The organism is Pseudoprevotella muciniphila (assembly GCF_003265305.2).
Classification (GTDB): Bacteria; Bacteroidota; Bacteroidia; order Bacteroidales; family Bacteroidaceae; genus Alloprevotella; species Alloprevotella muciniphila.
This window is the reverse complement of sequence record NZ_CP033459.1, coordinates 951,002-974,341: the sequence shown is the minus strand read 5'-3', so window position 1 is coordinate 974,341 and position 23,340 is coordinate 951,002. Positions and strand designations below refer to the sequence as shown.

Here is a 23,340-nt window from a genome sequence, read left to right as displayed (position 1 = left end):
ATGTGAGTTTTTTTTGACTGCTATATCGATGATTCTACGTTATTGTAAGAACGATGATTATAACATTTCTATTTATCTTCTAAACCACGAACGATGGCATGATTGAGCCATTTGGAGTCCTTGGGACCTATGTTTTCCGCTTTCATGGCAATAGTCGGCTTATAGCAATAGTAAATCCAAGCCGGGATGTTATTGTCAGAATTTTCTACAATTATCCTCATAATCGCTTCGTGCTGACGCATCTGCATTTGTGCCCGCATGGAGGCTTCCCGTTCGCGGGCTATTTTCCAATCGTCGGGATTGTCTGAGAAAACATCAATATGGAATCCTTCAGGAAAGGCTTCTCTTATTTCCTTCATTGCCATTTGCAGTTTGTTGGACATCGGTGAGCCTTCTATGCTACCTGTGCGCCAGTTTATAGTGATGTGCTTGCTGTCTGGAATCAGTACAAAGACACTGCGTTCCGGCCAGTTTTTATTGTCGGACAGACGTATAAAGGCGTTACTCTCCACCTTGAGCGTTACAGAGAATTTCGCATCCTGTATCGGCACAAGCATTGCGTTTTCCTTGTCCTCGTTGACAATAAGATACAACGTGGTCTGCGACGGCGACACTGTGCCGTCAATCGTTAATTTTACCTTTTTCGCACTGACATTCAACGTGCAAAATGCTCCGACTACAAGAAGAGCAAAGAATAATTTTATAGTTTTCATATCATTTTGAAATTTAGACGTATTACTTCTTTTACAGGCAAATGTACATATTTTTGAAGATGTAGGCAAATCTTGCGATTTAGCTACAATTCGCCTTTCCATGACAGCAAGTCGCCCTGCGTAGTCTTCAGGCTTTTCTTAAACTTTAAATCTGCAAGAAATCCTTGCAAATTTAAAGTTGAAAAGTCAATCTGCAAGAAATTCTTGAAAATTTAAAGTCAAGGTCGGAGGGTGTCGGGGTTTTCAGCGTCTTCCGAAAATTACGGAAGTTCCGGAAAATCCGGAGATCCTGGATATTCCGGAGATTCTGGAAAATCCGAAATCCTGCCATGTCCTTAAGCACATCGGGCCGGTGCGAAATGGCACCGACCCGATGTTTCTAAGTGTTTGCTTTGGGAAATGAGCGTTATTTCCTCAGGAGTTTAGCGCTGCGAACGGTTTTCCCGTCTTTCTCCACACGGAGGATATATACACCCTGCTGTGGTGCGTGGATGCGTACTTTCTCCTTGCCGCCTACTGTTACGCTCTTCTGTACGATGCAGCGGCCGTCGATGGTGTAGAGTGCCACGCCGTAGTTGCCTGTCTCGGCAAAGTCAACGAATACGTCTTCGCCCACGGTGTAAGCCTTCATTTCTGTTTCAGCCACACTGCCGATAGCGTCGGTGGCATCTACCTTGATGACGCTGAAGGTCTTGCTGTCGCTACCGAGTGAGTTGGCGAGTGTGAGCGTTACGCTGTAGTCGCCGCCCTTGGCATACGTCAGTTTTGCGCTACCTGCCTGGTCGGTACCTTCAGATTCTACGATAGTAGCCTTCTTGGCTTTCCATTCGGGTTTGGTTTCAACGGGGAATGCCGTACCGCTGATGAAGGGGCATCCGGAGGTGTATTCCGGTGTCTGCCAGGTGATGATACCCTGTCCTTCGCCGCCGGAAGCGGTGTAGGTGTGCACACCGCATGGTATGCTGGCACCGCTGCCCTTCGACATGAACTTGGTGCCCTCTGCTGCTGTTTCGAGGTCCCAGAAGTAGGTTAATCCTGAAGGCAGGCTGCTCGGGTTGAGGTCGCCCATGGAGAGTTTTGCCTCATCGGCGGTAATGGCCTTCTTCCATACCTGGAAGTTGTCTATCACACCGTCGATACCTACACGTCCGTGAGCCGTACCACCGATGGCGAGCACGTCATACTCATCGATGACGTAGGTGAAGTTCTGATAGCCCGGGTCGCCGCTGGTGTCCGTACCGTTCACGCGTCCGCCCGAAGGTGTCTCTTTTTCGCCGTTGATGTAGAGTTCGAAGTGCATCTGTCCTGAACTGTTGAAATCTACTGCGAGGGCAAGGTGTACCCAGTTGCCTACAGGCAGTTTGGTGTTGTCGTACTTATAGACTACTGACGGTGGGTTTTCGGCTTGTATACTGTTACGGAAGGTGATCCAGCCGAGGTTGCCCGATCCGCCGATGGTGCTCCATACCCATCCCCAGTCGGTGAGTGGCCAGCCGTCGTTCTTGTTGGCTACGGAGAAGAACTGTGTGCCGTCCTGCACCTTGTTGAGTTTGAGCCAGAATGCCACGGTGAACGGTTGCTTGTTGGCTATGCCGAGGTTTGCGCACGATGCACCGAAGCGCTGTTCGTTCATGTTGACACCCTGCGAACCGGCACCATCGGCCTTTCTTCCGGTGTATGCCATAGCCACTTCGTCGCCTGCCTCCACGGTGATGTCGGCTTCTTCGCCGTTACCCGTAAGTGTGTAGATTTGTGGCAGTGCACCTACGCCTTCGCTCGTGATCTGTACGAAACTTGCGAATGTGCGCGATGTGTTGAGACGCGATGTGCCGGCAGAGTTGTAGTGCGGACCTCTCACACGGAGGTTGTAACTGCCGATTTCGGGCAGACCCGGGCAGGTTACGGTGTGGCCCGTAGCGGAGAATACGGTGTTGCCTGCTGCGTCGAGCAGTACCCATGAAGCGTCTTCGTGAGCAGGGTCAACGAACGACATGGTGAATTCCTCATTGGGCTTGATGGTGGTTTTGTCAATCTGTACGTCATCGTTGAACACGTATGTGCCCGGGTTGAGGTAATCGCCCCATGCGATTTCGCTGTCGCTCTTGTGGTCGAGCGATGTGGCGCTCACACCGAAGCGTATGTTGTGGCTGGCTGCCTTCAGGTTGAGCGGAGCAGAATAGTACATACCTGCCCATGAAGTGGTGATACCCATGAATACGGGTTCGCAGCCTTCCTGCTGTGCCCAGAGTTTGAAGAAACTGGTCTTCACATCGAGGTTGTAGCAAGGTTCGCCGGTGGCTTTGTCGTTAGGCATCTCGAAGATGATTTTTCCGTCGTATCCCTTCCTGGTGTAGGAGAGCACCTGTGTCTTGGTAACGACTGGTTTTGCCGGTGTGGCTGCCGTGCCGCGCACGATGGAGAATTCTCCGAGGTAGAGGTTGAGGTCGCTTGCGTTCTGGAAGTGGAGCGCCACGAGGGCGAGTTCCTTTCCGCTGAGGCTTGAACCGACAGTGAACGTTTTTTCCACCCATACGTCCTCGTCTGTATCCTGACTGGTTGTGAGGAGCGACATTGCGCTTTCATCGACAGCCACTCTTTCGCTGTTGACAGTGGTGAGCACGAGGTTGATGTCGGCGCTGCCTTTCATCACCTTGTAGCGGAAGGTGATGACGTCGCCGGTCTGGAGTGCGAAGTCGGTCTTGAAGAGGTGGAGGTATTCGTCGGCTGCGGAGCCGTAGATGCGTGCCGTGGAACCGCCTACGTAGGCATCGTCCCATACGAATTCAGCATCGAGTCCGCTTGAGGGCACGGAGGTGGTGAGCAGTCCGTTGCTGAACCACCAGCGCCATGTCGGCAGATAGTCCTGCACACCTACGTTGTACCATTCGCGGTCGTTCTCCTGCTTGCCTTTCCAGTTGAAGAACTTACCGTTACCGATATTGAAGTAACTGATGAACGGTTCTTCATTGAGGTCCCATTTGAGCGAACTGCGTGCAGACATGAATGTGGACATGCCGTGGAAGTTGGTGTTGTACGCCGTATATTTCATCGAGCTGATGACTTCCGGGCAGTTGGCGGGGTTGCGTGTGCCGCCGGTGAACCAACTTTCCGTGCGGAGCATGTATGCCCTCTGGTTCTGTTCAGGCGCACTGCCCAATTCTCCGCGGCTCTCCCAGAACATGTTGGTGCTGTGAGCACCCCAAAGTCCGATGGAGATGGGATAGTTCTTGAGTACGGGCCAACTGTCGCTGCCAGGTTGGCCGCCCTGCATGTTCACGCCTGCATAGAGGTCGAGCGGGTCGCGGTTGATGGTGCGTGCGTATGTGGCAGAAGAACTCAGGAGTGCGTCGCTGTTCCAGTTGTAGTTGAAGAAGAGGCTGGTGCGCACGTTGTCGCCGTTGCCGAAGTTGTCGTCGTTGTGCGTATAGAGTCCGTTGTCGAACTGTATGGTTCCGTTGTCGTTCGTACCGTCGTACCAGAGGTTCTCGAAGAGCGGGTTCACCTTGCGCATTTCCTTCACGAGGTTGGCGTGGAAGTTCCTGATTTTCGACATGTAGCTGTAACCACCGGTGAACTCAGAGTTGTAGCCGATGCCGTCGATGCCGTAGTACTTGAAGAACTGTGCCGCCTTTTCGGTATAGTTGGGCAGGGTGTTGAGGAAATTCATCCAGTTCGGCTGTGTATTGATGTTTCCCCAAGGAATGCTTGCCACACCCGAAACGGCCACACCGTTCTTGTGTGCCACGTCGAGGAATGCGCCCGGTATGCGTCCCACGGGTGCCGTCCAGTTGCCCCAGTGTGTTACGTAGGGCCACATGGTGAACACCTCAGAGTCGAACACGCCGTCGGGCAGTCCGTTCTTGCTGCTGGAGTTCACAGGCAGCCATGCGAGCAGTTTCTTGTCGTTGGCAGCGGTGAGCGATGTGTTCACCTGTGTCTTCTGGTTGCGGAAGCGTTCGCGTGGCTTTACGCGCGAGATGAAGAAATTGTCGTCTTCCGTCACTTGCGAACCCGGTGTCCAGGTATTCAGCGTCGAGGGGAAATCGGAACTGCCCGGTCCCCAACTGATGTACCCGTCCTTGAGTTCCTGCGCAGAGGCGGAAACAGCCATGAGCGCAAATCCGCAAAGGAGTAGTTTTTTGAAATTCATAATGAAATCTATGTCGGGCTCAAATTTCGGTTTTCTTTGCCTGCGAGCCATGGCGGAGCCCTTGCACCATTGTTTTGCAGACAAAAGTCTATCTGCTGCAAAATTAGCACAAACCCTTGGATAAATGCAAGAATTTTTCCCAAAAAACAAGAAAGACCTTGAAATGTCCTGAAGAAGCGGGAAGAGTCCGGGGTTGGCGGCAGAAATAGAATCTATAGCAATTAGAAAAAAACGTCGGAGATGCTTTTGTCGGATTGTTTGATAATTTGGAAGAATAATTTTGCTGTTTCAAATATTGTCGCTATATTTGTGGCATGGGAGACGTACTTGTTATCATAGGAATCATTTTTGTGGTCTTAGCATCTATAGCTTGGCTTTTCTCTTTGATAATTGCCATCTATACTGGCGAATATCAAAGGATATTGGAACAGGAAGAAAGTCGCAAGATATATAAAAAACCGGGGGTATTAAAACGTATATATCTTTGGTTTGTAGAAACAGATCATAGAAGATGGGGAATGTGAAATTCTGTCTTTTTTTTGAAAATAAACATTGGTTTACTTTGCGATATAAGTAAACCATTTTTTTATGAACCAACAAGATATCCGTAATATCGTCATCAAAATAAATGATGACGACGTACAGCAGAAAATAAAAAAAAATAATACAAGATTAGAAAGTGCAAAGAAAATATGGAATCGCAAAAAAAGCCCCCTAATCACTAAATTTATCATAAATTTGGGGATTATAATCACTAAATTTGGTATAAATTTGGTGAATAGATATAAATTAACTAATTTTGCTACCGAAAATCCTGAAGCAACAGATATGATAGAAAGATTACTTCAACAAAGGCTTACCAATGCCTATCGACGTAAGAAGGTGATAGTAGTGCTTGGTCCCCGTCAGGTAGGCAAGAGTACTTTACTCGATGCTCTCTCAGCGGGGAAACAAAATGTGAGAAACCTGAATTGTGACAACGAGGATGAAAGGCTGCTGTTGCAAGGGCGAACATCAACAGAATTACGTCAGTTGGTTTCACCATACGATTTCTTCCTCATTGACGAAGCGCAGCGCGTAAAGAACATAGGTCTTACGCTAAAGATGATAGGAGATTTGAAGTTGCAGACACAGGTTATAGTAACGGGTTCTTCGTCCTTTGACCTTGCAGATGAAATCAACGAACCCGCCACCGGGCGTTTGCTCAACTATAACCTATTCCCATTCTCGCTGCCTGAATTGGCGGCTGCCACTTCTCGCTTAGATGAACAGCGGCTTTTGGAACGCCGGATGATTTACGGGCTTTACCCTGAAGTGGTGAACGAGCCGGAAGTGGCGCGGGAGACATTGATAAATCTTACGAACAACTATCTGTATAAAGACTTACTGACATTCCGTGGTATCAGGAAACCTGAGATTATAATAAACTTAGTGCGCGCCTTGGCACTGCAGATAGGTAGTGAGGTGTCGTATAACGAATTGTCAAGCCTTATCGGAATAGACAAGATTACGGTGGAGAATTATATCAACTTGCTGGAGAAATGCTTTATTGTATTCCGCCTCAACTCTTTCAGCAGAAATGTACGCAACGAAATCAAGAAAGGGAAGAAGGTGTATTTTTATGACAACGGCATCCGCAATGCAGTACTTTCCAATTTCGCTCCGTTAGAGATGCGAAGTGATACGGGTGCTCTGTGGGAGAATCTGATGATCAGTGAGCGCATCAAGCGGAATGCCTACTGTGGAAGTTATGCACAACTCTTTTTCTGGCGCACACACGACCAGAAAGAAATCGACCTGATTGAGGAATCTGACGGTCGGTTGACAGCATTCGAATTCAAGTGGAATAACAGAAAGAAAACGAAAGTTCCTAAGACCTTTGCCGAAATGTATCCCAACCATTCTTTCAATACAGTCGGAAGAGATACATTCTGGGATTTCCTCTCGTAACCTCTACCGCTTCGCCCCAAGCGCCTTGAGGTCTTTGGGCTCTCCCACGAGCCAGATGGTGTCGGTGGGTTGCATCACGCGGCCGGCAAAGGGGATGTCGAGGCTGCCGTTGGGGGTGAGGAAGCCCACGATGAGGCATTGGTAATTCTCGCGTATGCCGCTTTCGCCCACGGTCTTTCCTATGAATTCGGGGTGGTCCTTGATGTTGAGACGGCCGTAGATCATCTGTTCGTTGCTGAATATGGTGTCTTGTTCCGTTACTTCCGCTTCGAGGCGTTCCTTGAAGCGCTGTATGCCGCTGTCGTCGCTGATGACGGTGAGGCGGTCGCCGGGGAAAATCATGGCGTCGGCATCGGGCACATTCTGCTTCGTGTTGCCACGCACGATGGCGGCTATCATCACACCGTCCACGCGACTGAAGTTAAGGTCGCGAAGCGTCTTGCCTGCCCATTTGGAATTCTGCGGCACCTCCATCACCACCGTATAGACATCGTGCGCGTAGAGTCGGCGTGCGTATGCCGGACGCGCCTGTGCACTCTTGAAGTCGCGCATGCGCAGGTTGTTGATGAAGGTCCTTTCGAGGCGTATGCTCATGAGTTTCACACGACGGGAAATGACGATGCCCACAAGTAGCGCTATGGCAATCAGCACATGCAGCCACGACGCGTATGGCGAGAGGTAGTTGATGATGTAGTAGATGAAATAGACTGCCAGGGCGCTCCTCGCTATGAACAGCAGCAGTAGCAGCCAGGGGTGTATGCCTTTCTGCCGGTGTATGAAGCGTGTGTGCGGTGTCTTCGTGCTTCGCATGACGATGGCGCGCAGGAAGGGTGCCACGACGAAGAATATGGTCAGCCCGCAGATAGCATTGCCGGGCCAGTGGGTGAACGTGTTGCGGCAGATGGGGAGGAGGGCATTCAAGCCGATTCCTATGGCTGCAAAGCACAGCACGGCATAAATCGCCACCTGCACTGCCACATTGATAAGGTGTGCGCGCCAATGGCTCCGCACGTTTCCTTCTGTTCCGTCGCCCGCCTGACCGCCCGTTTTCCTTGAATCCCTTTCGCTGAAGCGGGAGATGACCTTGTCGGGCAGCACGCGCTCGAGGAAACCGTATGCGGGTTCGGCTGCCTTAATCATATACGGCGTGAAGAACGTGGTGATGATACTCACCGCCACGACCACCGGATAGAGGAATTTGCCCGTCACGCCAAGGCTCACGCCGAGCGAGGCGATGATAAAGGCAAATTCACCAATCTGTGCTAACGAGAAGCCGCACTGCATGGATATTTTCAGCGACTGCCCGCTGATGAGGAAACTCGTCGTGCCGAATATGGCTTGTCCCACCACGACGGCTATCACGAGGCAGAGTATGGGCAACCAGTATTCCACCAGCACCGCCGGTTCTACCATCATGCCCACCGACACGAAGAAGATGGCGCCGAAGAGGTCCTTGAGGGGGGTAACGACTTTCTCTATTTTCTCGGCTTCGATGGTCTCTGCGAGTATGCTACCCATCATGAACGCCCCGAATGCTTCGCTGTAGCCCGCCTGATCGGCAAGCACCACCATGAGGAAGCAGAGCCCTATGCTCACGATGAGGAGCATCTCGTTGGTAATCCATTTCTGTGCGCGTTTCAGCACGAGGGGCACGATGAAAATGCCCACGATGAACCACAGGATGAGGAAGAAAGCGAGTTTCAGCATACTCGCTACGAGTTCGCCACCCTGAAACTCACGGCTCACTGCCATGGCAGACAGCAACACCATGAGGAGGATGCCCAGAATGTCCTCAAGTATGAGCACGCTGAGCACTTCGCCGGCAAATTTCTTGCTCCGCATGCCGAGGTCGTCGAGCGCCTTGTAGATGATGGTGGTGGACGACATGGCAAGCATACCGCCGAGGAACATGGCGTCCATCTCTGCCCAACCGAAGAGCCTGCCCACGGCATTACCCACACCGAACATGCAGAGCATCACCGATGTGGCGGCAATGATGGGGGCAGATCCCATCTTCAGGATTTTCTTGAACGAGAACTCCAGCCCGAGCGAGAACATGAGGAAGATAACACCGATGTCGGACCATACCTTCACTGTTGCAGCGTCCGTGATGGTGGGCATATAAGTCATGTTGGGACCCACGAGGAAGCCCGCCACGATATAGCCTAATACGAGGGGCTGTTTGAGGCGCTTGAACAGGATGGTTACTATACCTGCTACGATGAGGATGAGGGCGAGGTCGGTGATGAGTGACGGCATGGTTCTGTCGGGGGGGGCTGTTGTTAATTATTGATAGGTATTGAAGTTAACGAAGTTATTGAAGTTATCGCTTCGCTCGAAGTTAACGACGTTACCTCTTTTCTCTTTGAAGTTAACGAAGTTAACGGAGTTATCGCTTCGCTCGAAGTTAGCGACGATACTAATGCTGATGTTTTCTTTTTTCTATCTCTTTTCTTCTTCTTTTGTTATTTATCGTTCCAAAGTATCGTCGTTAACTCCGCTAACTTCATTAACTTCGTTAACTCCGAATTCTCTTTTCTTCTTTTTCTTCTTCTTTTGTTATTTATCGTTCCAAAGTATCGTCGTTAACTCCGCTAACTTCATTAACTTCGTTAACTCCGAATTCTCTTTTCTTCTTCTTCTTCTTTTGTTATTTATCTGTTCAACACTATCGTCGTTAACTTCGATAACTTCGTTAACTTCGAGCGAAGCGTTAACTTCTTCTATTTCTTCAACTTCGTAAACTTCAGAAAGTTGAATATTGCTGTTTGTTATTGCGTCTGCTCCACGGTGTTGTACTCTATGACACGCTTGATGGCGTCCTGACACACGGGGCAGAACACGGGGTAGGAATTGGTCTTCATGCGGCAGTCGTACGAACCGCGATAGACACCTTTCGACTGGTAGCCACCGCCTTCGTATATGCCCACATCGCCCGTGTCGCGCTTGGAAACGTCCTTCACCATGTTGCGCCATTTGGCGTCGAAGTTGACGAGGGTCGTCAGGTTGGGCTCCCATGGTTCAGTGTCGGCGGGATAATAGGTCTCGTACATGTCGTCGTAGAAGTATTCGTCTGCCAGACCTGCAAAACTGTGTCCGAACTCGTGCACCACGACAGGGCGGAACTCATAGTGGCGCGCAGTGGTGAGCATATACATGTTGTAGATGCCGCCACCGCCGTAGGTGTGCGTGTTGGCAAGGATGATGATGTGCTCGTAGGGCAGGCCTTCGAGGAGGTCGTGCAGTTGGAACACGCGCTCTGTCATGAGGTAGCGTGCGCTGTAGAGTGTGTTGAAGTGGCTCTTGCACGGGGTGTCGTGCCACTGTCCGTCTTGCGGCACACTCACGTCGGTCTTTTCCGAAGGTATGGCAACGGCTATGGCGTTGAAGCGGTTCTCATACTGGTCGAACGGCGCGTGGCTGAAGAGTGAGCGTCGGGCTGTTTCCACATCCTTGAAGAACTGCCCCATCTGTTCCTTCGTGTAGCCTTCTGCCACAAAGACGATGTCTATTTTCTCGCTCGGTTCGCCATTACTGAAAATCTGGCGCACATAGTCGGGATAGCGCACTTTTCCTTTGCGGATGTTCTTGTCTTTGGGATTTACGAGATGGGTCATCTGCGCTGTTATCTTGCGGTGGTTGTCAACGAGGGTTATCGTTATGTCCACAGGTTTTATAGGCATAGGCACGAGTAGTGTGTTCTCGAATGCGCGGCGCACCTTTACCGCCTCTTCCGTGTGCTGCCACTCCTGAAAGAGGGTGGAAAACGAGTTTCGATAGAGCACCTTGTCCGTTTGGTGGTCTGTCACAGTAATCTGTCCGTTGCCCTCGAGGAGGAGGGCATCCATGTTGACGCGGCGCCCTGCCCAGCCTTCGGTGGTCGACATCTCGGAGAGCGATATTTCCTGTTTGGTGTTGCTGCCTGCGAAGATATAGTCGAGGCGCAGGGTGGCATCGGCGAACCAATAGTCGAAGTCCACCGTAGCAAAAGCCGTAAGGGGCAGCAAAAGTGCCGCAAGGATGAGTCGTATCTTCATTTCAGTCTATGATTTGTCAGGTTGCCTATTTTCCGCGTTCGGCGGTGAGTTTGCAGATTTCGATGACCACCTTCATCGCCTTTTCGAGGCTCGGTATGGGCAGGAATTCGTGGGGACCGTGGAAGTTGAGACCGCCGGCGAAGATGTTGGGGCAGGGGAGTCCGCGGAAACTGAGTTGTGCGCCGTCGGTGCCGCCGCGTATGGCACGCACGAGGGGTGTTACGCCTACGTTCTCGATGGCTTTCAGGGCGATGTCAACCACGTGGCGCACGGGTTCCACCTTTTCGCGCATGTTGAAGTACTGGTCGCGCAACGACACGCTGACCACACCCTCGCCGTATTTTGCGTTGAGGCGGTCGGCAAGTTGCTCCATGAAAGCCTTGCGCTCCTGGAACTTCTCGCGGTCGTGGTCGCGGATGATGAAGGTGAGCGATGCCTGTTCGCACGAGCCTGACGATGAGAGCAGGTGGTAGAAGCCTTCGTAGCCTTCAGTGGTTTCGGGCAGGTCGGTCTCGGGAATCATGCTGACGAGTTCGGCGGCTATGCGTGCGGCGTTAATCATCTTGCCCTTGGCATAGCCTGTGTGCACGCTCACGCCCTTGATGTCGTACTTCGCTGCGGCAGCATTGAAGCATTCGTATTCCAGTTCGCCCACTTCACCGCCGTCCATGGTGTATGCCCATTCGCAGCCGAATTTCTCTACATCGAATTTCTGTGCGCCAAGACCTATCTCCTCATCAGGATTGAAGCCTACGCGGATTTTCCCGTGCTTCACTTCGGGATGCTGCCTGAGCCATACCATCGCCTGCACGATTTCGGCTATGCCGGCTTTGTCGTCGGCGCCGAGCAGCGTGTGGCCGTCGGTTACGATGATGTCTTCACCCACATGGGCGAGCAGTTCGGGGAAGGTCTTGACGTCGGTTACGATGCCGGCCTCAGCATCCAGCACGATGTCGCTGCCGTCGTAGTTCTCCACGATGCGCGGACGGATGTTGGCACCGGAGCAGTCGGGAGACGTGTCGTAGTGGCTGATGAAGCCTATGGTTGGAATGGGGGCGTCGGTGTTGGCTGGCAGAGTGGCATAGATATAGCCCTCAGCGTCCATTTCCACGTCCTCCAGACCCTCTGCCTCGAGTTCGCCCTTCAGATAGCGTGCGAAGATGAGTTGTTTGTCGGTACTCGGTGTCTGGTTCCGGTCTTCGGCAGACTGCGTGTCGAAGGTGGTGTAGTGAAGAAATCTCTCTGTGATGGTTTTCATTGTTATTGAGATGTTTTAGATATTTTTAGTTTTCCCTGCAAATATAATCTTTTTCAACTAAAACTTTTCGTAGTTATTCTGTCTTTTTATGTGTATGAAGAAAAAAATGCCTATATTTGCCGAAAATTAATACCAAAATTACCATGAAAAGAATTTTTTTAGTATCCGTTTTTGCTTTTATCGCCTCCGCATTGGTGGCTCAGAACAGCATCAAGGTGAATTATCAGGGCGCGAAGCCCACCATCAGCGACTTCGCCACAGCCTACCTTAAAGCCTACGTTTACGACGAAAACGAAGATGTCCTCGATGAATCGCGCAGTTACATGAAGAGCGTGTGGATGCAGCACCTCAAAGGGGAGCGTCTGGAAGCAACCGAAAAACTCACCGTGGATAAGGCTAACGGTTTTATTTCCCTCGAGAGTTATGACGATAATGACATGCTTCTGGTGGAGATGTGCTACTGGAACGAATCCGACGGACGCCACAAACTCTTCGCCTACAACGTGAGGTACTTCAGAAATGGCAAATACAGCCCCGGGCAGTTCGACGGACTTACCTTCTATCGCTACGACAATGCCACGAAAACGATGAAGTATTGCGACGCACCCGGATTCAAAGAAGTCTACGGCACAGACGACGGTGCATTGGTGAGTTACAGTCTGCCACGCGCAGGCAAAAACATCGTTCAGAAGATTTGGTACGAAAGCGGAACGAAAGAAAAGACGCTCCGCTGGAACGGACGTAAATTCAGCAAGTAGGCAAGAACGCATTGAATCTGACAGACTTACAGGATTTGCAGCCTGTTAGCGGTGTGTTGTTGCAGTCGGTGAACTTTGAAGGACTGCTCGACCGCGACAACAAGGCGCGCGTCATCGATGTCATCATCGACAGGTTTGCCATGTCGCCCGACGTGGAGGCACTCTATTCGAAAGGGAACAGCCACCGCGGGCGACCTGCCATACCATTTGCCGCACTGCTGAAGATATGGGTCTATGGTTGGCTCAACGGCATCGCCAGTTCGCACGCGCTCGCCACGGAGGTGAAGCGAAACGTGGAACTGATGTACATGCTCCGCGGTGTCAACCCCGCACAGCACAGTATCTCCGACTTCCGCACAGACGAGCATCCTTTGCTCCACGCTTTCTTCGAATACTGCCGGTCGTTCACCGAAGAGGCTTGGCTGCTCATAGCCGCCGAAGACTCCACCAGCGGCGAAAGGGCAAGAAAGGTGGATTTCCCGGTAGCAAGCGAAACTATCGGTGCGCTCAAGGCCCTTGACGCGACAACTCTCCTCGGTGCCGCCGACCACGACGACTCCAGCAAGGCTGCCAGTCTTTGGGACACCGAAATAGAGCGGCTGAAAGAAAAGGTGGAAAAACTGAAACGACAAAAAGCACGCCTCAACGAACGACTCAGGAAAATGATGAAATAAGCGCGCGAAGCACCGAAAGTGCGCCAGACAACAGGCAGGGGTGAAGCCGAATGAACGCAGTTCATGGAGCGGAACCCCTGTTTTATGGTATAATGCCCATTATTGCTGTCCGGTAAACTTATTGTTGTCCGCTAAAACGGGCTGAAAGTCCGTAAAGCCCATAGCCCAGGGCAACGCCCTGGGGGATAAGGTCAATGGCAATGGCGCACTGTAAGTGCAAAAGCAGAAACGAGATTAGCATTTATTTAATAATATGGCTTTTGTCCTTTCAGGACGCAAATACTCATACGTCCATATACCCAAGGCGTTGCCTTGGGCTATGAGCAGTAAGGCTTTCAGCCTAATTCAGAGCACTAAAACGGACGCAACAAAGTCAAAGCGTAAGCCCCCATAGATTACACCACCCATAAAACACCCAAACAGAAAGGCTTATGACTATGTCCATAAAACTTTTACCGGACACCAATAAATGCCCATACATTCCGAAGGACTCGCGCTCTATGAAACAGCGCCTTCAGCACTTATATTCATGTTCACAGTGGGGCTACACGCTATTACTTCAATTCTATGCCTTGCAGACTGTAGCGCCGTCCGTCCTGGCGTACGATGATGATGCGCCCGTGCTGCAATATCTTGCGGGGGGAGTTAGTTGGCGTCTCTCTTTCCGGAATTGAAATGTCTGTGGGGACAGTGGCAGATGAATACTCATACAACAGGGGAAGATGCTGTGTTGAATTGAGTGAAGCATAGTTATACCATGCAAACTCCGGTGAACCGTTAAAAGTTAGTCCTATCAGGTAATAACCGGAAGTGTTGTTGGTTATCTTGAAGTTGTTGCCTTCCTTGTTGATGCTGAACGTGTGGGCGGACGACTTTATGCCGACGTTCGTGTTATGGCCGTAACTGCCGGAACTCGTGAAATAGTTGCTGTAATAATAGCGGCCGTAATAATCTTTGATATAGTAATTGCCGTCTCCCGCATCCTCAAAGATGACGGCAGATTTCGGGTCGCTCATCCTGATGGTGCCGTTTTCCTCCGTCACGGTGTTCGTATATTGGTATTCATAGGTCTTGTTGATGGCAACGGGTTTGGGAACGTTCAGACCTTTGATGGGTGCCGCTATCAGATAGGGGGCTCCTGCAGAAATTTCCGTAACCTTGGTGTATTTGTATTCAGCAGCAGGTTGCGCCTCCAGGTTTAGCGTTACCAGATAGGGGTCGTGGTCAGAATAGGCTTTGTAGCGGCTGCCTGTGGAATGGGGATTGGCAATATACAATATCCTGGCATCTGTAATCTGAGCCGCCATTGTGCTGTTGGCAAAGACGTGGTCTATCAGTTCTCCGTGATTGTAGTAGTAGGAAAATGCAGTCTTGTCGCGTTTAAGAATCTGCTCCTCAAAACCTGCATCAACTAAATTTCTCAGACATTGTTCGTCCATTTCGCTGTTCAGGTCGCCCATCAGTAAAATGTCGGGGTCAGCAACTTGGTTCAGACCTTTCAGAAGGGCTATTGAATTTTGCTCGCGCTTCTCCATGTCTGCTGTCATGTCGCCGCTCGTACTTGCCTTGAAATGATTCATGCTCAGAGAAAACTGTTCTCCTGATGAAATGGACCTGAAAGTTTGCAGACGCATCAAAAATGGATATGTGAGGGTGTAGCCGTATGCTGTTGAAACACTTTCGCCTACAGGCTCAACCTTATCTGCACGATAGATGAAGCCCGATTTGATGGTGCCTGTTTCATCCTCCGACAAGTCGTAAGTCATGCCGTCTTTCACTACTTTATATGTAAAACCGGTAGCATCGCTCATCATTGTTGCCAGAATATCCAGGGCTTCAGCATCGGCACCCTCCGCCATTGCCTCAACCTCGTTGAAGGCGTAGATGTCTGCCTTGTAGGGAGACAGCGCTTTGATAATGGCATTTGCCTTTGCCTGACGGCCTGCAATGGTGCTGTAGTTGCTGATGGTTACATAGTTGCCCTGTGTCCTTGTACGGTCGGTCGAGTAAAAGAAATTCTGTACGTTCTGACCGCAGATGGTGATGACATCTCCTGCAAAGGAACTGCCGGTTGTCATCAAGGCAAACAACAGGATAAATGTAAATGCTTTTTTCATAATTTAGGGCTTCTTTTCAGATGCGGTATCGTGTGAGTGTCCAAATTGCTTCCATGCCGTCGCGCCAACTGATTTTCTTGCCTTCGGCGAACGACCGCGGGGTATAACTGATGGGTATCTCGGCTATGACGATGCCGCGTCGGGCTGTGCGTGCCGTCACTTCGGGGCAGAACTCAAAGCCCTTGCAGCGAAGGGGCAGGGCGGTGAGCAGTTCGCTGCGGAACATCTTGTAGCACGTCGGCTCGTCGGTCAGACAGGTGCCGTAGAGCAGGTTGGCTGTGGCGGAGACGAGGCGCCCGCCGTAGTAGAAGGCTTGCGAACTGTGTTTGTTGTCGCTCTTGAGGAAGCGCGAGCCGTAGAGCACGGGCAGGTCGCGCTCTGTCATCTCGCGGAGCATCGTGGCGAGGTCCGACGGGTCGTATTCCAGATCGGCATCCTGTATGACGACATAGCGCCCGGCGATGTGCGTGATACCGGTGCGTATGGCAGTGCCTTTACCGCCGTTTTCCGGCTGTCGCACATAGCGTATGCGCTCGTCGGGGTGGGCTTTAATGAAGGCTTCTGCAGCGGCAGGCGTGTCGTCCGTTGAGCCGTCGTCCACGATGATGATGTCCTTCTCAAAACCATCGGGCAGCGTCACGGCGATGAGCCGTTCGAGCAGTGTGGGCAGTGTCGTCGCCTCGTTGTACGAGGGTATGATGACGGAGAGCGTCTGCGCCTCGAATTTATCCTCGCTTTCTTTTATCAGCGGCATTTTCCCGGCTCTCGCAGCCACTTGTCTGTGCCTTGGCAGCGCGGCAGCCAGAAGCATCGGCAGTGCCCAGACAATGGGCATCGTGTAGCGGTAGCAGCCGTTCTGAGGCGAGAGGACAAGCACGCCAATGGAGAGGAAGGCAGGCAGCGCCATGAGCAGTACGTGCCAGCGTCGGCGCACGGTGAGGTAGAGGCAGAGCATGAGGGCGAGGGGTACGAGGAAACCCATGTCGAAGAATAGCCCGATGATGGGTACATGGAGGATTTTCTCCGACCCGATGAACGGCTTGTCGAGCCAGCGCTTCAGGCGAATGATGCTGTCGGGGTTTTCTATGTTCGTGGCAAATTCGTCGCCCGCAATGACGTACTTGCCTGTGGGGTGGAAATAGGCGTCGCAGTTCGCCCATGTCGCCTTGAGATAGGTCTCGGGGTGCTTCTTCATCAGGGAGAAATAGGCGGAGAAGAAGCGGGCATAGTCATCGCTCGCGGCATCCACATTGTAGCGGAACTTCACGGAGTCCTGCAGCGTAGCCACATAGTGCGCGCCCACCGTGTCGAACGGCAGTACGCGGCTGATGTCGGCACGCTCCTCCGGTGTGGCATCTTCGGGGTGCTCGCGGGCGTAGAGTGCCACTTGCTGAAACATGAAGCCATAGAGTTCCTGCTTCCCACCTTGCGCCACATGGCAGGCAGGCAGAACGACACGCAAGAACACCTGAAAGACCAGTACTGCCGAAAGCACCACCGTAGGCAAGCGCCACTGTCGCCAATACACCACGAGGCAATAAAGAAAAATGAGTGACGCGATGTAAACACCCTGATTCTTAGAGAGTTCAAAGAGCAGCAGCAAGAGGAAGAATGATAGCAGGAAACGTGGTCGGCGTGCTATGCGTCCGCGCGTGATGCCGATGGCGGCGAGGGGGATCATCAGCCACAGTGTCGCCATAGCGAAGAAAGGATCTTTGAGCATCATCGTGCTCCAAAAACCGAATACGGGGTAGAGTGCGTAGATGCCCACCATCACACCCGTCGGTATGCGTGTGCGGCAGCGAGCCAGCCACAGCAGCCTTGCCACTACCCATGCCGTGAGTCCGGCTTGCAACAGCAGGAAGAGGAACATCGCCACGTTCTGACTGCCTATGGCATTGCCCAGCGCTATCGTGCCGCCGAAGAGCACTGTGTAGATCACGGGGTGATGGTTCGAGCGCACAATGGTGGGGTCGGACGTGGCGTATGCGATGTGCGTGTCCTTATAGCCGAAGAACTGCTCGACGCTGCTCGACGTGTCGTAGAAGAAATTGCCCGGATAAAACTCCACCAAAAAAGGCACCCTGCAGAGGAAAAGTAGCAGGGTGACGCGCCATATCCACTGGCGCTTGTTATGACGGTATTTTTTCAGGAAGTTCACTTTCTTCTATCAGACTTATTCTGTTAAAGCAAGTTGTCTTTTTAGTCGCTTCGCACGAGTCTTTCGGAGCAAGGCGAAATGCAGAGAAACATGTTTCTATGCTGAGCCGAAGCCCGAAAGTCTGAAAAGAAATCTATCAAATCTTTCAAATCTCTCAAAATCATTTTTTATTTGTTAGATTGAGTTCCCTGAGTTCTCCGAGCACTCCGACCTCTCTTTAATACCCCAATTCTTCAAGCGCATTTTTAGCATCTTCAAATCCTTGCTCCGCTGCCTTTTTGTACCATTTCACAGCTTCGGCTTTGTTTTTTGTCACGCCTTCGCCATTCTCATAGCTGACACCGAGGTTGTATTGTGCTTGTGCATCTCCTTGCTCCGCTGCCTTTTTGTACCATTTCACGGCTTCGGCTTTGTTTTTTGTCACGCCTTCGCCATTCTCATAGCAGTCCCCGAGGTTGCATTGTGCTCCTGCATCCCCTTGCTCCGCTGCCTTTTTGTACCATTTCACGGCTTCGGCTTTGTTTTCAGTCACACCTTCGCCAATGTCGTAGCAGACTCCAAGGTTGCATTGTGCATCTGCATATCCTTGCTCCGCCGCCTTTCTGTACCATTTCACGGCTTCGGTATAGTTCTGTTCAACGCCCTCGCCCATGAAATAGCAGTACCCGAGGTTGCATTGTGCTTTTGCATTTCCTTGCTCCGCCGCCTTTTTGTACCATTTCACGGCTTCTGCTTTGTCTTCAACCACGCCCTCGCCATTGTAATAGCAGTTCCCGAGGTAGCATTGTGCTTTTGCATCCCCTTGCTGTGCAGCACGATTATACCATATTACCGCGCGTGCGGCATCTTTCTGTACTATCCAACCATTAGAAAAATAATTTCCATAATAACGTTGCGCATCAGCATTTCCTTTCTCTGCTTCTGCTTTTACCCACGGCAGTGCTTCTTCAAATAGTGATAGGCCCTTTATAGTGTCTTTATCTACACCTTCGCCATCATAATAACATCTTCCCAAATGATAAGTCGCTTCTTTCGATGCTGGAGCCGCTTTGGAGAAGAACTCAAATGCTTTCTTATCGTCTTTTGGTACACCCTCGCCATTGGAATACATCTTCCCAAGTTCCACGATGGCATCTACATATCCCTTATCAGCACACGTATAGAGCGAATCTAATCGGCTGAGGCCATCATTCTGCGCAAAAGCCCCTAACGAAAGGAGACCGAAGGCCAGTAGGATAAAAAACTTCTTCATGGTTCTATGTTTTATTATTTGTTTTATTTGTGCAATTTGCATATTTCTGCCTCGTCTGCGGCACTCATTTCCCTTTAGTCGTGCTTCGCGAGAAATCTTTCAAAATCTTACAAATCTTTCAGAATCTTTTTTCTACTTTGTTTTATTTGTGAGATTTGTATGATTTGTACGATTTCTGCCTCGCCAGAGGCACTTCTTTTTCTTAGTCGCTTCGCGAGAAATCTTTCAAAATCATACAAATTTATCAAAATCTTTTTTTCTATTTATGTGATTTATTTGATTTCTTTACATCAGCTTTATCCTGTCAATGATATCTGTATCCTCATGATAGTGATACCATTCCGAGTAGAGACCATTTGGACTAAAATTTATAAGCATACCATAGGGTAGGTGCGTAATTCGCATGTAACTCCACAATTGGCGACGATGCACAGTGTCAATGTGCTTTATTGCCTTTAACTCAAGGATAATGTTACCATTCACAAGCAAATCAAGGCGATAGTCTTGGTCAAGACGCACATTGTCCCAATAGATAGGTACGAATTCCTGACGCGTTACCATGTAGCCTCTTTGTTCCAAAAGGTACTTCAGTGCTGCCTCGTAAGCGGACTCTAACAAACCTCCACGAAATTTGCTATGTACGCGCATAGCTTCTCCTGTTATCTCGCGAAAAAAATCGTACTGCTTATTGTATTCTTTTATTAAGTCCATTACGATATTTTTTTTCTTATTTGTTAGATTTGTGTGATTTGTTATATTTCTGCCGCGTAGCGGCACTCACCTTTCTTTTAGTCGCTTCGCGAGAAATCTTTCAAATCTTCCAAAATCTTCCAGAATATTTCTTATTTGTTAGATTTGTGTGATTTGTTATATTTCTGCCGCGTAGCGGCACTCACCTTTCTTTTAGTCGCTTCGCGAGAAATCTTTCAAATCTTCCAAAATCTTTCAGAATCTTCTTTTATTTGTTAGATTTGTGTGATTTGTACGATTTCTGCCTCGCCAGAGGCACTTACCTTGTCTTTTAGTCGCTTCGCGAGAAATCTTTCAAAATCTTACAAATCTCTCAAAATCATTTTTTATTTGTTAGATTTGTGTGATTTGTATGATTTCTTTACAGACTTTCGGGCTTCGGCTCAGCATAGAAACAAGTTTCTCTGCACTCGCCTTGCGCCGAAAGACTGCCTCGTCAGAGGCACTTCTTCTTTAGTCGCTTCGCGAGAAATCTTTCAAAATCTTACAAATCTCTCAAAATCATTTTTTATTTGTTAGATTTGTGTGATTTGTTATATTTCTGCCGCGTATGCGGCACTAACTTTTAGTCGCTTCTACGCTTCTTCTGGGAAATCTGCGTCTGAGTCCGTGTCGGGGGTGTCGCTCGTTTTGTCAGGGTCTTCGCCCCGGAGCGCAGCGAAAATCTTGGCTTCTATCTCGTCGCAGAGTTCGGGGTTGTCCTTGAGCAGTGTCTTCACGCTCTCGCGTCCCTGCGCCAGTTTGCCGTCGCCATAACTGAACCACGAACCGCTCTTGCGGACGATGCCCAGTTCGGTAGCGAGGTCGCATATTTCAGCCTCTTTGTTGATGCCTTCACCGAAGGTGATTTCAAATTCTGCCTTGCGGAAGGGTGGTGCCAACTTGTTCTTTGCCACCTTCACACGCACCTGGTTGCCTATCTGGCGGTCGCCGTCCTTGATGGCTGTGATGCGGCGGATGTCGAGGCGCACACTGGCATAGAATTTCAGTGCATTACCGCCAGTTGTGGTTTCGGGGTTGCCGAAGAGCACACCAATCTTCTCGCGCAACTGGTTGATGAAGATACACGTGGTCTTCGTGCGGCTGATGGATGCCGTCAGTTTGCGGAGTGCCTGACTCATCAGGCGTGCCTGCAAGCCCACTTTGTTCTCGCCCATCTCGCCCTGTATCTCGTTCTTCGGCGTGAGGGCGGCCACGGAGTCGATGACGATGATGTCGATGGCGCTCGAACGAATCAGTTGGTCGGCAATGTCCAATGCCTGCTCGCCATTGTCGGGCTGCGAGATGAGCAGTTCGTTGAGGTTCACACCCAGTTGCTTGGCATAGAAGCGGTCGAAGGCATGCTCGGCGTCGATGAACGCTGCTATACCGCCCTGCTTCTGAGCCTCGGCTATGGCGTGGATGGCGAGGGTGGTCTTACCCGAACTCTCCGGACCGTAAATCTCAATGATTCTGCCGCGAGGATAACCGCCCACACCCAGTGCGGCGTTCAGACCGATGCTGCCCGTAGGAATTACTTCCACGTCTTCCACATGGTCGTCGCCCATCTTCATGATAGAACCGCGACCGAAGTCCTTTTCAATCTTTGCCATTGCGGCTTCCAGTGCCTTCAACTTGTCTGTTGAGGAGTCTTGTTCTTTCTTTGCCATATTGCTGTATTTTTTTCGTTTTTTGTTTGCTTATTCATTTGTTCAGCCTCTCGCAGGTGTCGTCCTGACCACCTTTGATGCTGCAAAATTATGGGTGCATAGCGTCAAAAATTGACACTTGTCGTATTTTATTTGTTAAATTTTTAGTCCAAATTTCTGAAGTTATTGAAGTTATCGAAGTTATCGCTTCGCTCGAAGTTAGCGACGTTACTTGAAGTTCTTGAAACTCTTGAAGTTAACGAAGTTATCGAAGTTATCGCTTCGCTCGAAGTTAGCGACGATACCTAAGGTGTCAGGCTTCATTTACTTTGTTTTTGTCGGTCAAGAGTATCGTCGTTAACTTCATTAACTTCGAAATACTTCTTTCTTCTTCTTTTTCTTTCTGTTATTTATCGGTCAAGAGTATCGTCGTTAACTTCATTAACTTCAATAACTCCGTTAACTTCAAGATTCTTTATTCATTCTCTCTCCGAATGCTTTCAGACGCGAGAACGTCTTTGCGCCTCGTGCATAGTAGCGCCAGAGCAGGCTGCCTTGTAGCATTTCGGGGATGGGGTGTAACGTGGTGAGCCGCCGGTTTTCTTCGCGGGCGGCATCGTAGTTGCTGCGCACCTGCCTGAATTCCCGCCGCGCGCGGAACACTGCCTTGCAGTCCGCGACATCGCCCGTGAGGAGGAACTTCAGGGCGGCAACATAGTCGAGCACGCGCCGCACGCGCAGGGCACGCTGCAAGTCGCCGTCGGGCATGTTCTTATAGAGCATGATGAGGTTGTTGCGGAAGTTGAGGAACGTCTTGCGCGGATTGCTCTTCTTGAGTGTCGCGCCACCCACGTGGTACGCCCGGCTCGCAGGGATGCACACGATGCCCCTGCCGCGCGAGCGGAGTCGCCAGCATAGGTCTATCTCTTCCATGTGGGCAAAGAAACTGCCGTCCAGCCCGCCGATGCTCTCCCAGTCCGTACGACGTATCATCAGTGCAGCACCCGTTGCCCAGAACACAGGGCAGACATCGTCGTACTGCCCTTCGTCGCGCTCCACCGTCTCAAACAGCCTGCCGCGGCAGAAAGGATAACCATAGCGGTCGATGTAGCCGCCACAGGCACCGGCATATTCAAAGTATTCGGGCTCGCGCTGCGAGAGCAACTTGGGCTGGCAGGCACCCACCTCGGGATGTGCGTCCATATAGTCGCGCAATGGTGTTATCCAGCCTTCTGCCACTTCCACATCGCTGTTCAGCAACACAAAATAGTCGGCGTCCACCTGCGCCAGCGCCTTGTTGTAACCGTCGGCAAAACCGTAGTTCTCCGGCAGGCGGATAAGGCGCACACCAGGAAATTCGCGCTCCACCACCTCGCACGAGGCATCAGTCGAGCCGTTGTCAGCCACAATCACCTCAGCCTCACGCGCGCAACCCTTCACCACCGAAGGCAGGAAACGGCGAAGCATATCCACACCGTTCCAGTTCAGAATCACTACGGCAATGCGGCTGTCAGTATGGCTGTTCTTGCTTTCCGTCATTCATTTATCTTTGAAGTACAAAGATAATATTTATATTTCAGAATATTGGTGTCCGGTAAAAGTTTTATGGACATAGTCATAAGCCTTTCTGTTTGGGTGTTTTATGGGTGGTGTAATCTATGGGGGCTTACTCTTTGATTTGTTGCGTCCGTTTTAGTGCTCTGAATTAGGCTGAAAGCCTTACTGCTCATAGCCCAAGGCAACGCCTTGGGTATATGGACGTATGAGTATTTGCGTCCTGAAAGGACAAAAGCCATATTATTAAATAAATGCTAATCTCGTTTCTGCTTTTGCACTTACAGTGCGCCATTGCCATTGACCTTATCCCCCAGGGCGTTGCCCTGGGCTATGGG

At 50.6% G+C, this 23,340-nt stretch carries 14 protein-coding genes; 3 read left to right on the top strand and 11 right to left on the bottom strand.

Annotation, left to right across the window (positions count from 1 at the left end; all coding sequences use genetic code 11):
- Positions 1–68 precede the first annotated feature (68 nt).
- Both C7Y71_RS04055 and C7Y71_RS04050 read right to left on the bottom strand, forming a co-directional pair.
- Positions 69–713, bottom strand: coding sequence for a hypothetical protein (locus tag C7Y71_RS04055; protein WP_146739417.1), 645 nt, complete (start codon positions 711–713; stop codon positions 69–71).
- Between the two features lie 406 nt (positions 714–1,119).
- Positions 1,120–4,863 carry an endo-beta-N-acetylglucosaminidase gene (locus C7Y71_RS04050; RefSeq protein WP_111898515.1) on the bottom strand — a complete coding sequence of 1,248 codons (3,744 nt, stop codon included), beginning with the start codon at positions 4,861–4,863 and terminating at the stop codon, positions 1,120–1,122.
- Between the two features lie 828 nt (positions 4,864–5,691).
- Here C7Y71_RS04050 and C7Y71_RS04045 point away from each other — a divergent pair.
- Positions 5,692–6,813, top strand: a complete 1,122-nt coding sequence (locus C7Y71_RS04045) for an ATP-binding protein (protein WP_111898514.1) — start codon at positions 5,692–5,694, stop codon at positions 6,811–6,813.
- Positions 6,814–6,816: 3 nt separating this feature from the next.
- Here C7Y71_RS04045 and C7Y71_RS04040 read toward each other — a convergent pair whose 3' ends face one another.
- The 3 genes from C7Y71_RS04040 to pepT all read right to left on the bottom strand — a co-directional run bounded on the left by C7Y71_RS04040 (position 6,817) and on the right by pepT (position 12,108).
- Positions 6,817–9,072, bottom strand: coding sequence for a cation:proton antiporter (locus C7Y71_RS04040; RefSeq protein ID WP_111898441.1), 2,256 nt, complete (start codon positions 9,070–9,072; stop codon positions 6,817–6,819).
- A gap of 512 nt (positions 9,073–9,584) precedes the next feature.
- On the bottom strand, positions 9,585–10,850 hold the full coding sequence (locus tag C7Y71_RS04035) for a M64 family metallopeptidase (RefSeq protein WP_111898439.1): 1,266 nt from the start codon (positions 10,848–10,850) through the stop codon (positions 9,585–9,587).
- 25 nt (positions 10,851–10,875) lie between these two features.
- Complete coding sequence (gene pepT, locus C7Y71_RS04030; protein ID WP_111898438.1) at positions 10,876–12,108, bottom strand: peptidase T; 1,233 nt, start codon at positions 12,106–12,108, stop codon at positions 10,876–10,878.
- A 143-nt stretch (positions 12,109–12,251) separates the two neighbouring features.
- Between pepT and C7Y71_RS04025 the strand changes: the two genes are divergently transcribed.
- Both C7Y71_RS04025 and C7Y71_RS04020 read left to right on the top strand, forming a co-directional pair.
- A complete protein-coding gene (locus C7Y71_RS04025) occupies positions 12,252–12,866 on the top strand; it encodes a hypothetical protein (RefSeq protein ID WP_146739416.1) in 615 nt (204 codons plus the stop codon).
- Between the two features lie 11 nt (positions 12,867–12,877).
- Positions 12,878–13,540 carry a transposase gene (locus C7Y71_RS04020; RefSeq protein WP_146739415.1) on the top strand — a complete coding sequence of 221 codons (663 nt, stop codon included), beginning with the start codon at positions 12,878–12,880 and terminating at the stop codon, positions 13,538–13,540.
- 554 nt (positions 13,541–14,094) lie between these two features.
- Here C7Y71_RS04020 and C7Y71_RS04015 read toward each other — a convergent pair.
- From C7Y71_RS04015 to C7Y71_RS03990, 6 genes are all read right to left on the bottom strand, one after another.
- Positions 14,095–15,657 (bottom strand): endonuclease/exonuclease/phosphatase family protein, encoded by a 1,563-nt coding sequence (locus C7Y71_RS04015; protein ID WP_111898435.1) that lies wholly within the window; start codon positions 15,655–15,657, stop codon positions 14,095–14,097.
- Between the two features lie 16 nt (positions 15,658–15,673).
- On the bottom strand, positions 15,674–17,818 hold the full coding sequence (locus tag C7Y71_RS12150; protein ID WP_317162429.1) for a DUF6020 family protein: 2,145 nt from the start codon (positions 17,816–17,818) through the stop codon (positions 15,674–15,676).
- Between the two features lie 217 nt (positions 17,819–18,035).
- On the bottom strand, positions 18,036–19,070 hold the full coding sequence (locus C7Y71_RS04005) for an SEL1-like repeat protein (protein ID WP_111898434.1): 1,035 nt from the start codon (positions 19,068–19,070) through the stop codon (positions 18,036–18,038).
- 285 nt (positions 19,071–19,355) lie between these two features.
- Positions 19,356–19,781 (bottom strand): GxxExxY protein, encoded by a 426-nt coding sequence (locus C7Y71_RS04000; protein WP_111898512.1) that lies wholly within the window; start codon positions 19,779–19,781, stop codon positions 19,356–19,358.
- Positions 19,782–20,395: 614 nt separating this feature from the next.
- Positions 20,396–21,469 (bottom strand): recombinase RecA, encoded by a 1,074-nt coding sequence (recA, locus tag C7Y71_RS03995; RefSeq protein WP_111898433.1) that lies wholly within the window; start codon positions 21,467–21,469, stop codon positions 20,396–20,398.
- A gap of 444 nt (positions 21,470–21,913) precedes the next feature.
- Complete coding sequence (locus C7Y71_RS03990; RefSeq protein ID WP_111898432.1) at positions 21,914–22,987, bottom strand: glycosyltransferase family 2 protein; 1,074 nt, start codon at positions 22,985–22,987, stop codon at positions 21,914–21,916.
- Between the last annotated feature and the right edge of the window lie 353 nt (positions 22,988–23,340).

Bases quoted from the DNA above. Each gene is read 5' to 3' on its own strand.
- C7Y71_RS04050 (WP_111898515.1), bottom strand. From the start codon at position 4,863: ATGAATTTCAAAAAACTACTCCTTTGCGGATTTGCGCTCATGGCTGTT.
- C7Y71_RS04025 (WP_146739416.1), top strand. From the start codon at position 12,252: ATGAAAAGAATTTTTTTAGTATCCGTTTTTGCTTTTATCGCCTCCGCA.
- C7Y71_RS04015 (WP_111898435.1), bottom strand. From the start codon at position 15,657: ATGAAAAAAGCATTTACATTTATCCTGTTGTTTGCCTTGATGACAACC.
- C7Y71_RS04045 (WP_111898514.1), top strand. From the start codon at position 5,692: ATGATAGAAAGATTACTTCAACAAAGGCTTACCAATGCCTATCGACGT.
- pepT (WP_111898438.1), bottom strand. From the start codon at position 12,108: ATGAAAACCATCACAGAGAGATTTCTTCACTACACCACCTTCGACACG.
- C7Y71_RS04035 (WP_111898439.1), bottom strand. From the start codon at position 10,850: ATGAAGATACGACTCATCCTTGCGGCACTTTTGCTGCCCCTTACGGCT.
- C7Y71_RS03990 (WP_111898432.1), bottom strand. From the start codon at position 22,987: ATGACGGAAAGCAAGAACAGCCATACTGACAGCCGCATTGCCGTAGTG.
- recA (WP_111898433.1), bottom strand. From the start codon at position 21,469: ATGGCAAAGAAAGAACAAGACTCCTCAACAGACAAGTTGAAGGCACTG.
- C7Y71_RS04000 (WP_111898512.1), bottom strand. From the start codon at position 19,781: ATGGACTTAATAAAAGAATACAATAAGCAGTACGATTTTTTTCGCGAG.
- C7Y71_RS04055 (WP_146739417.1), bottom strand. From the start codon at position 713: ATGAAAACTATAAAATTATTCTTTGCTCTTCTTGTAGTCGGAGCATTT.
- C7Y71_RS04005 (WP_111898434.1), bottom strand. From the start codon at position 19,070: ATGAAGAAGTTTTTTATCCTACTGGCCTTCGGTCTCCTTTCGTTAGGG.
- C7Y71_RS04040 (WP_111898441.1), bottom strand. From the start codon at position 9,072: ATGCCGTCACTCATCACCGACCTCGCCCTCATCCTCATCGTAGCAGGT.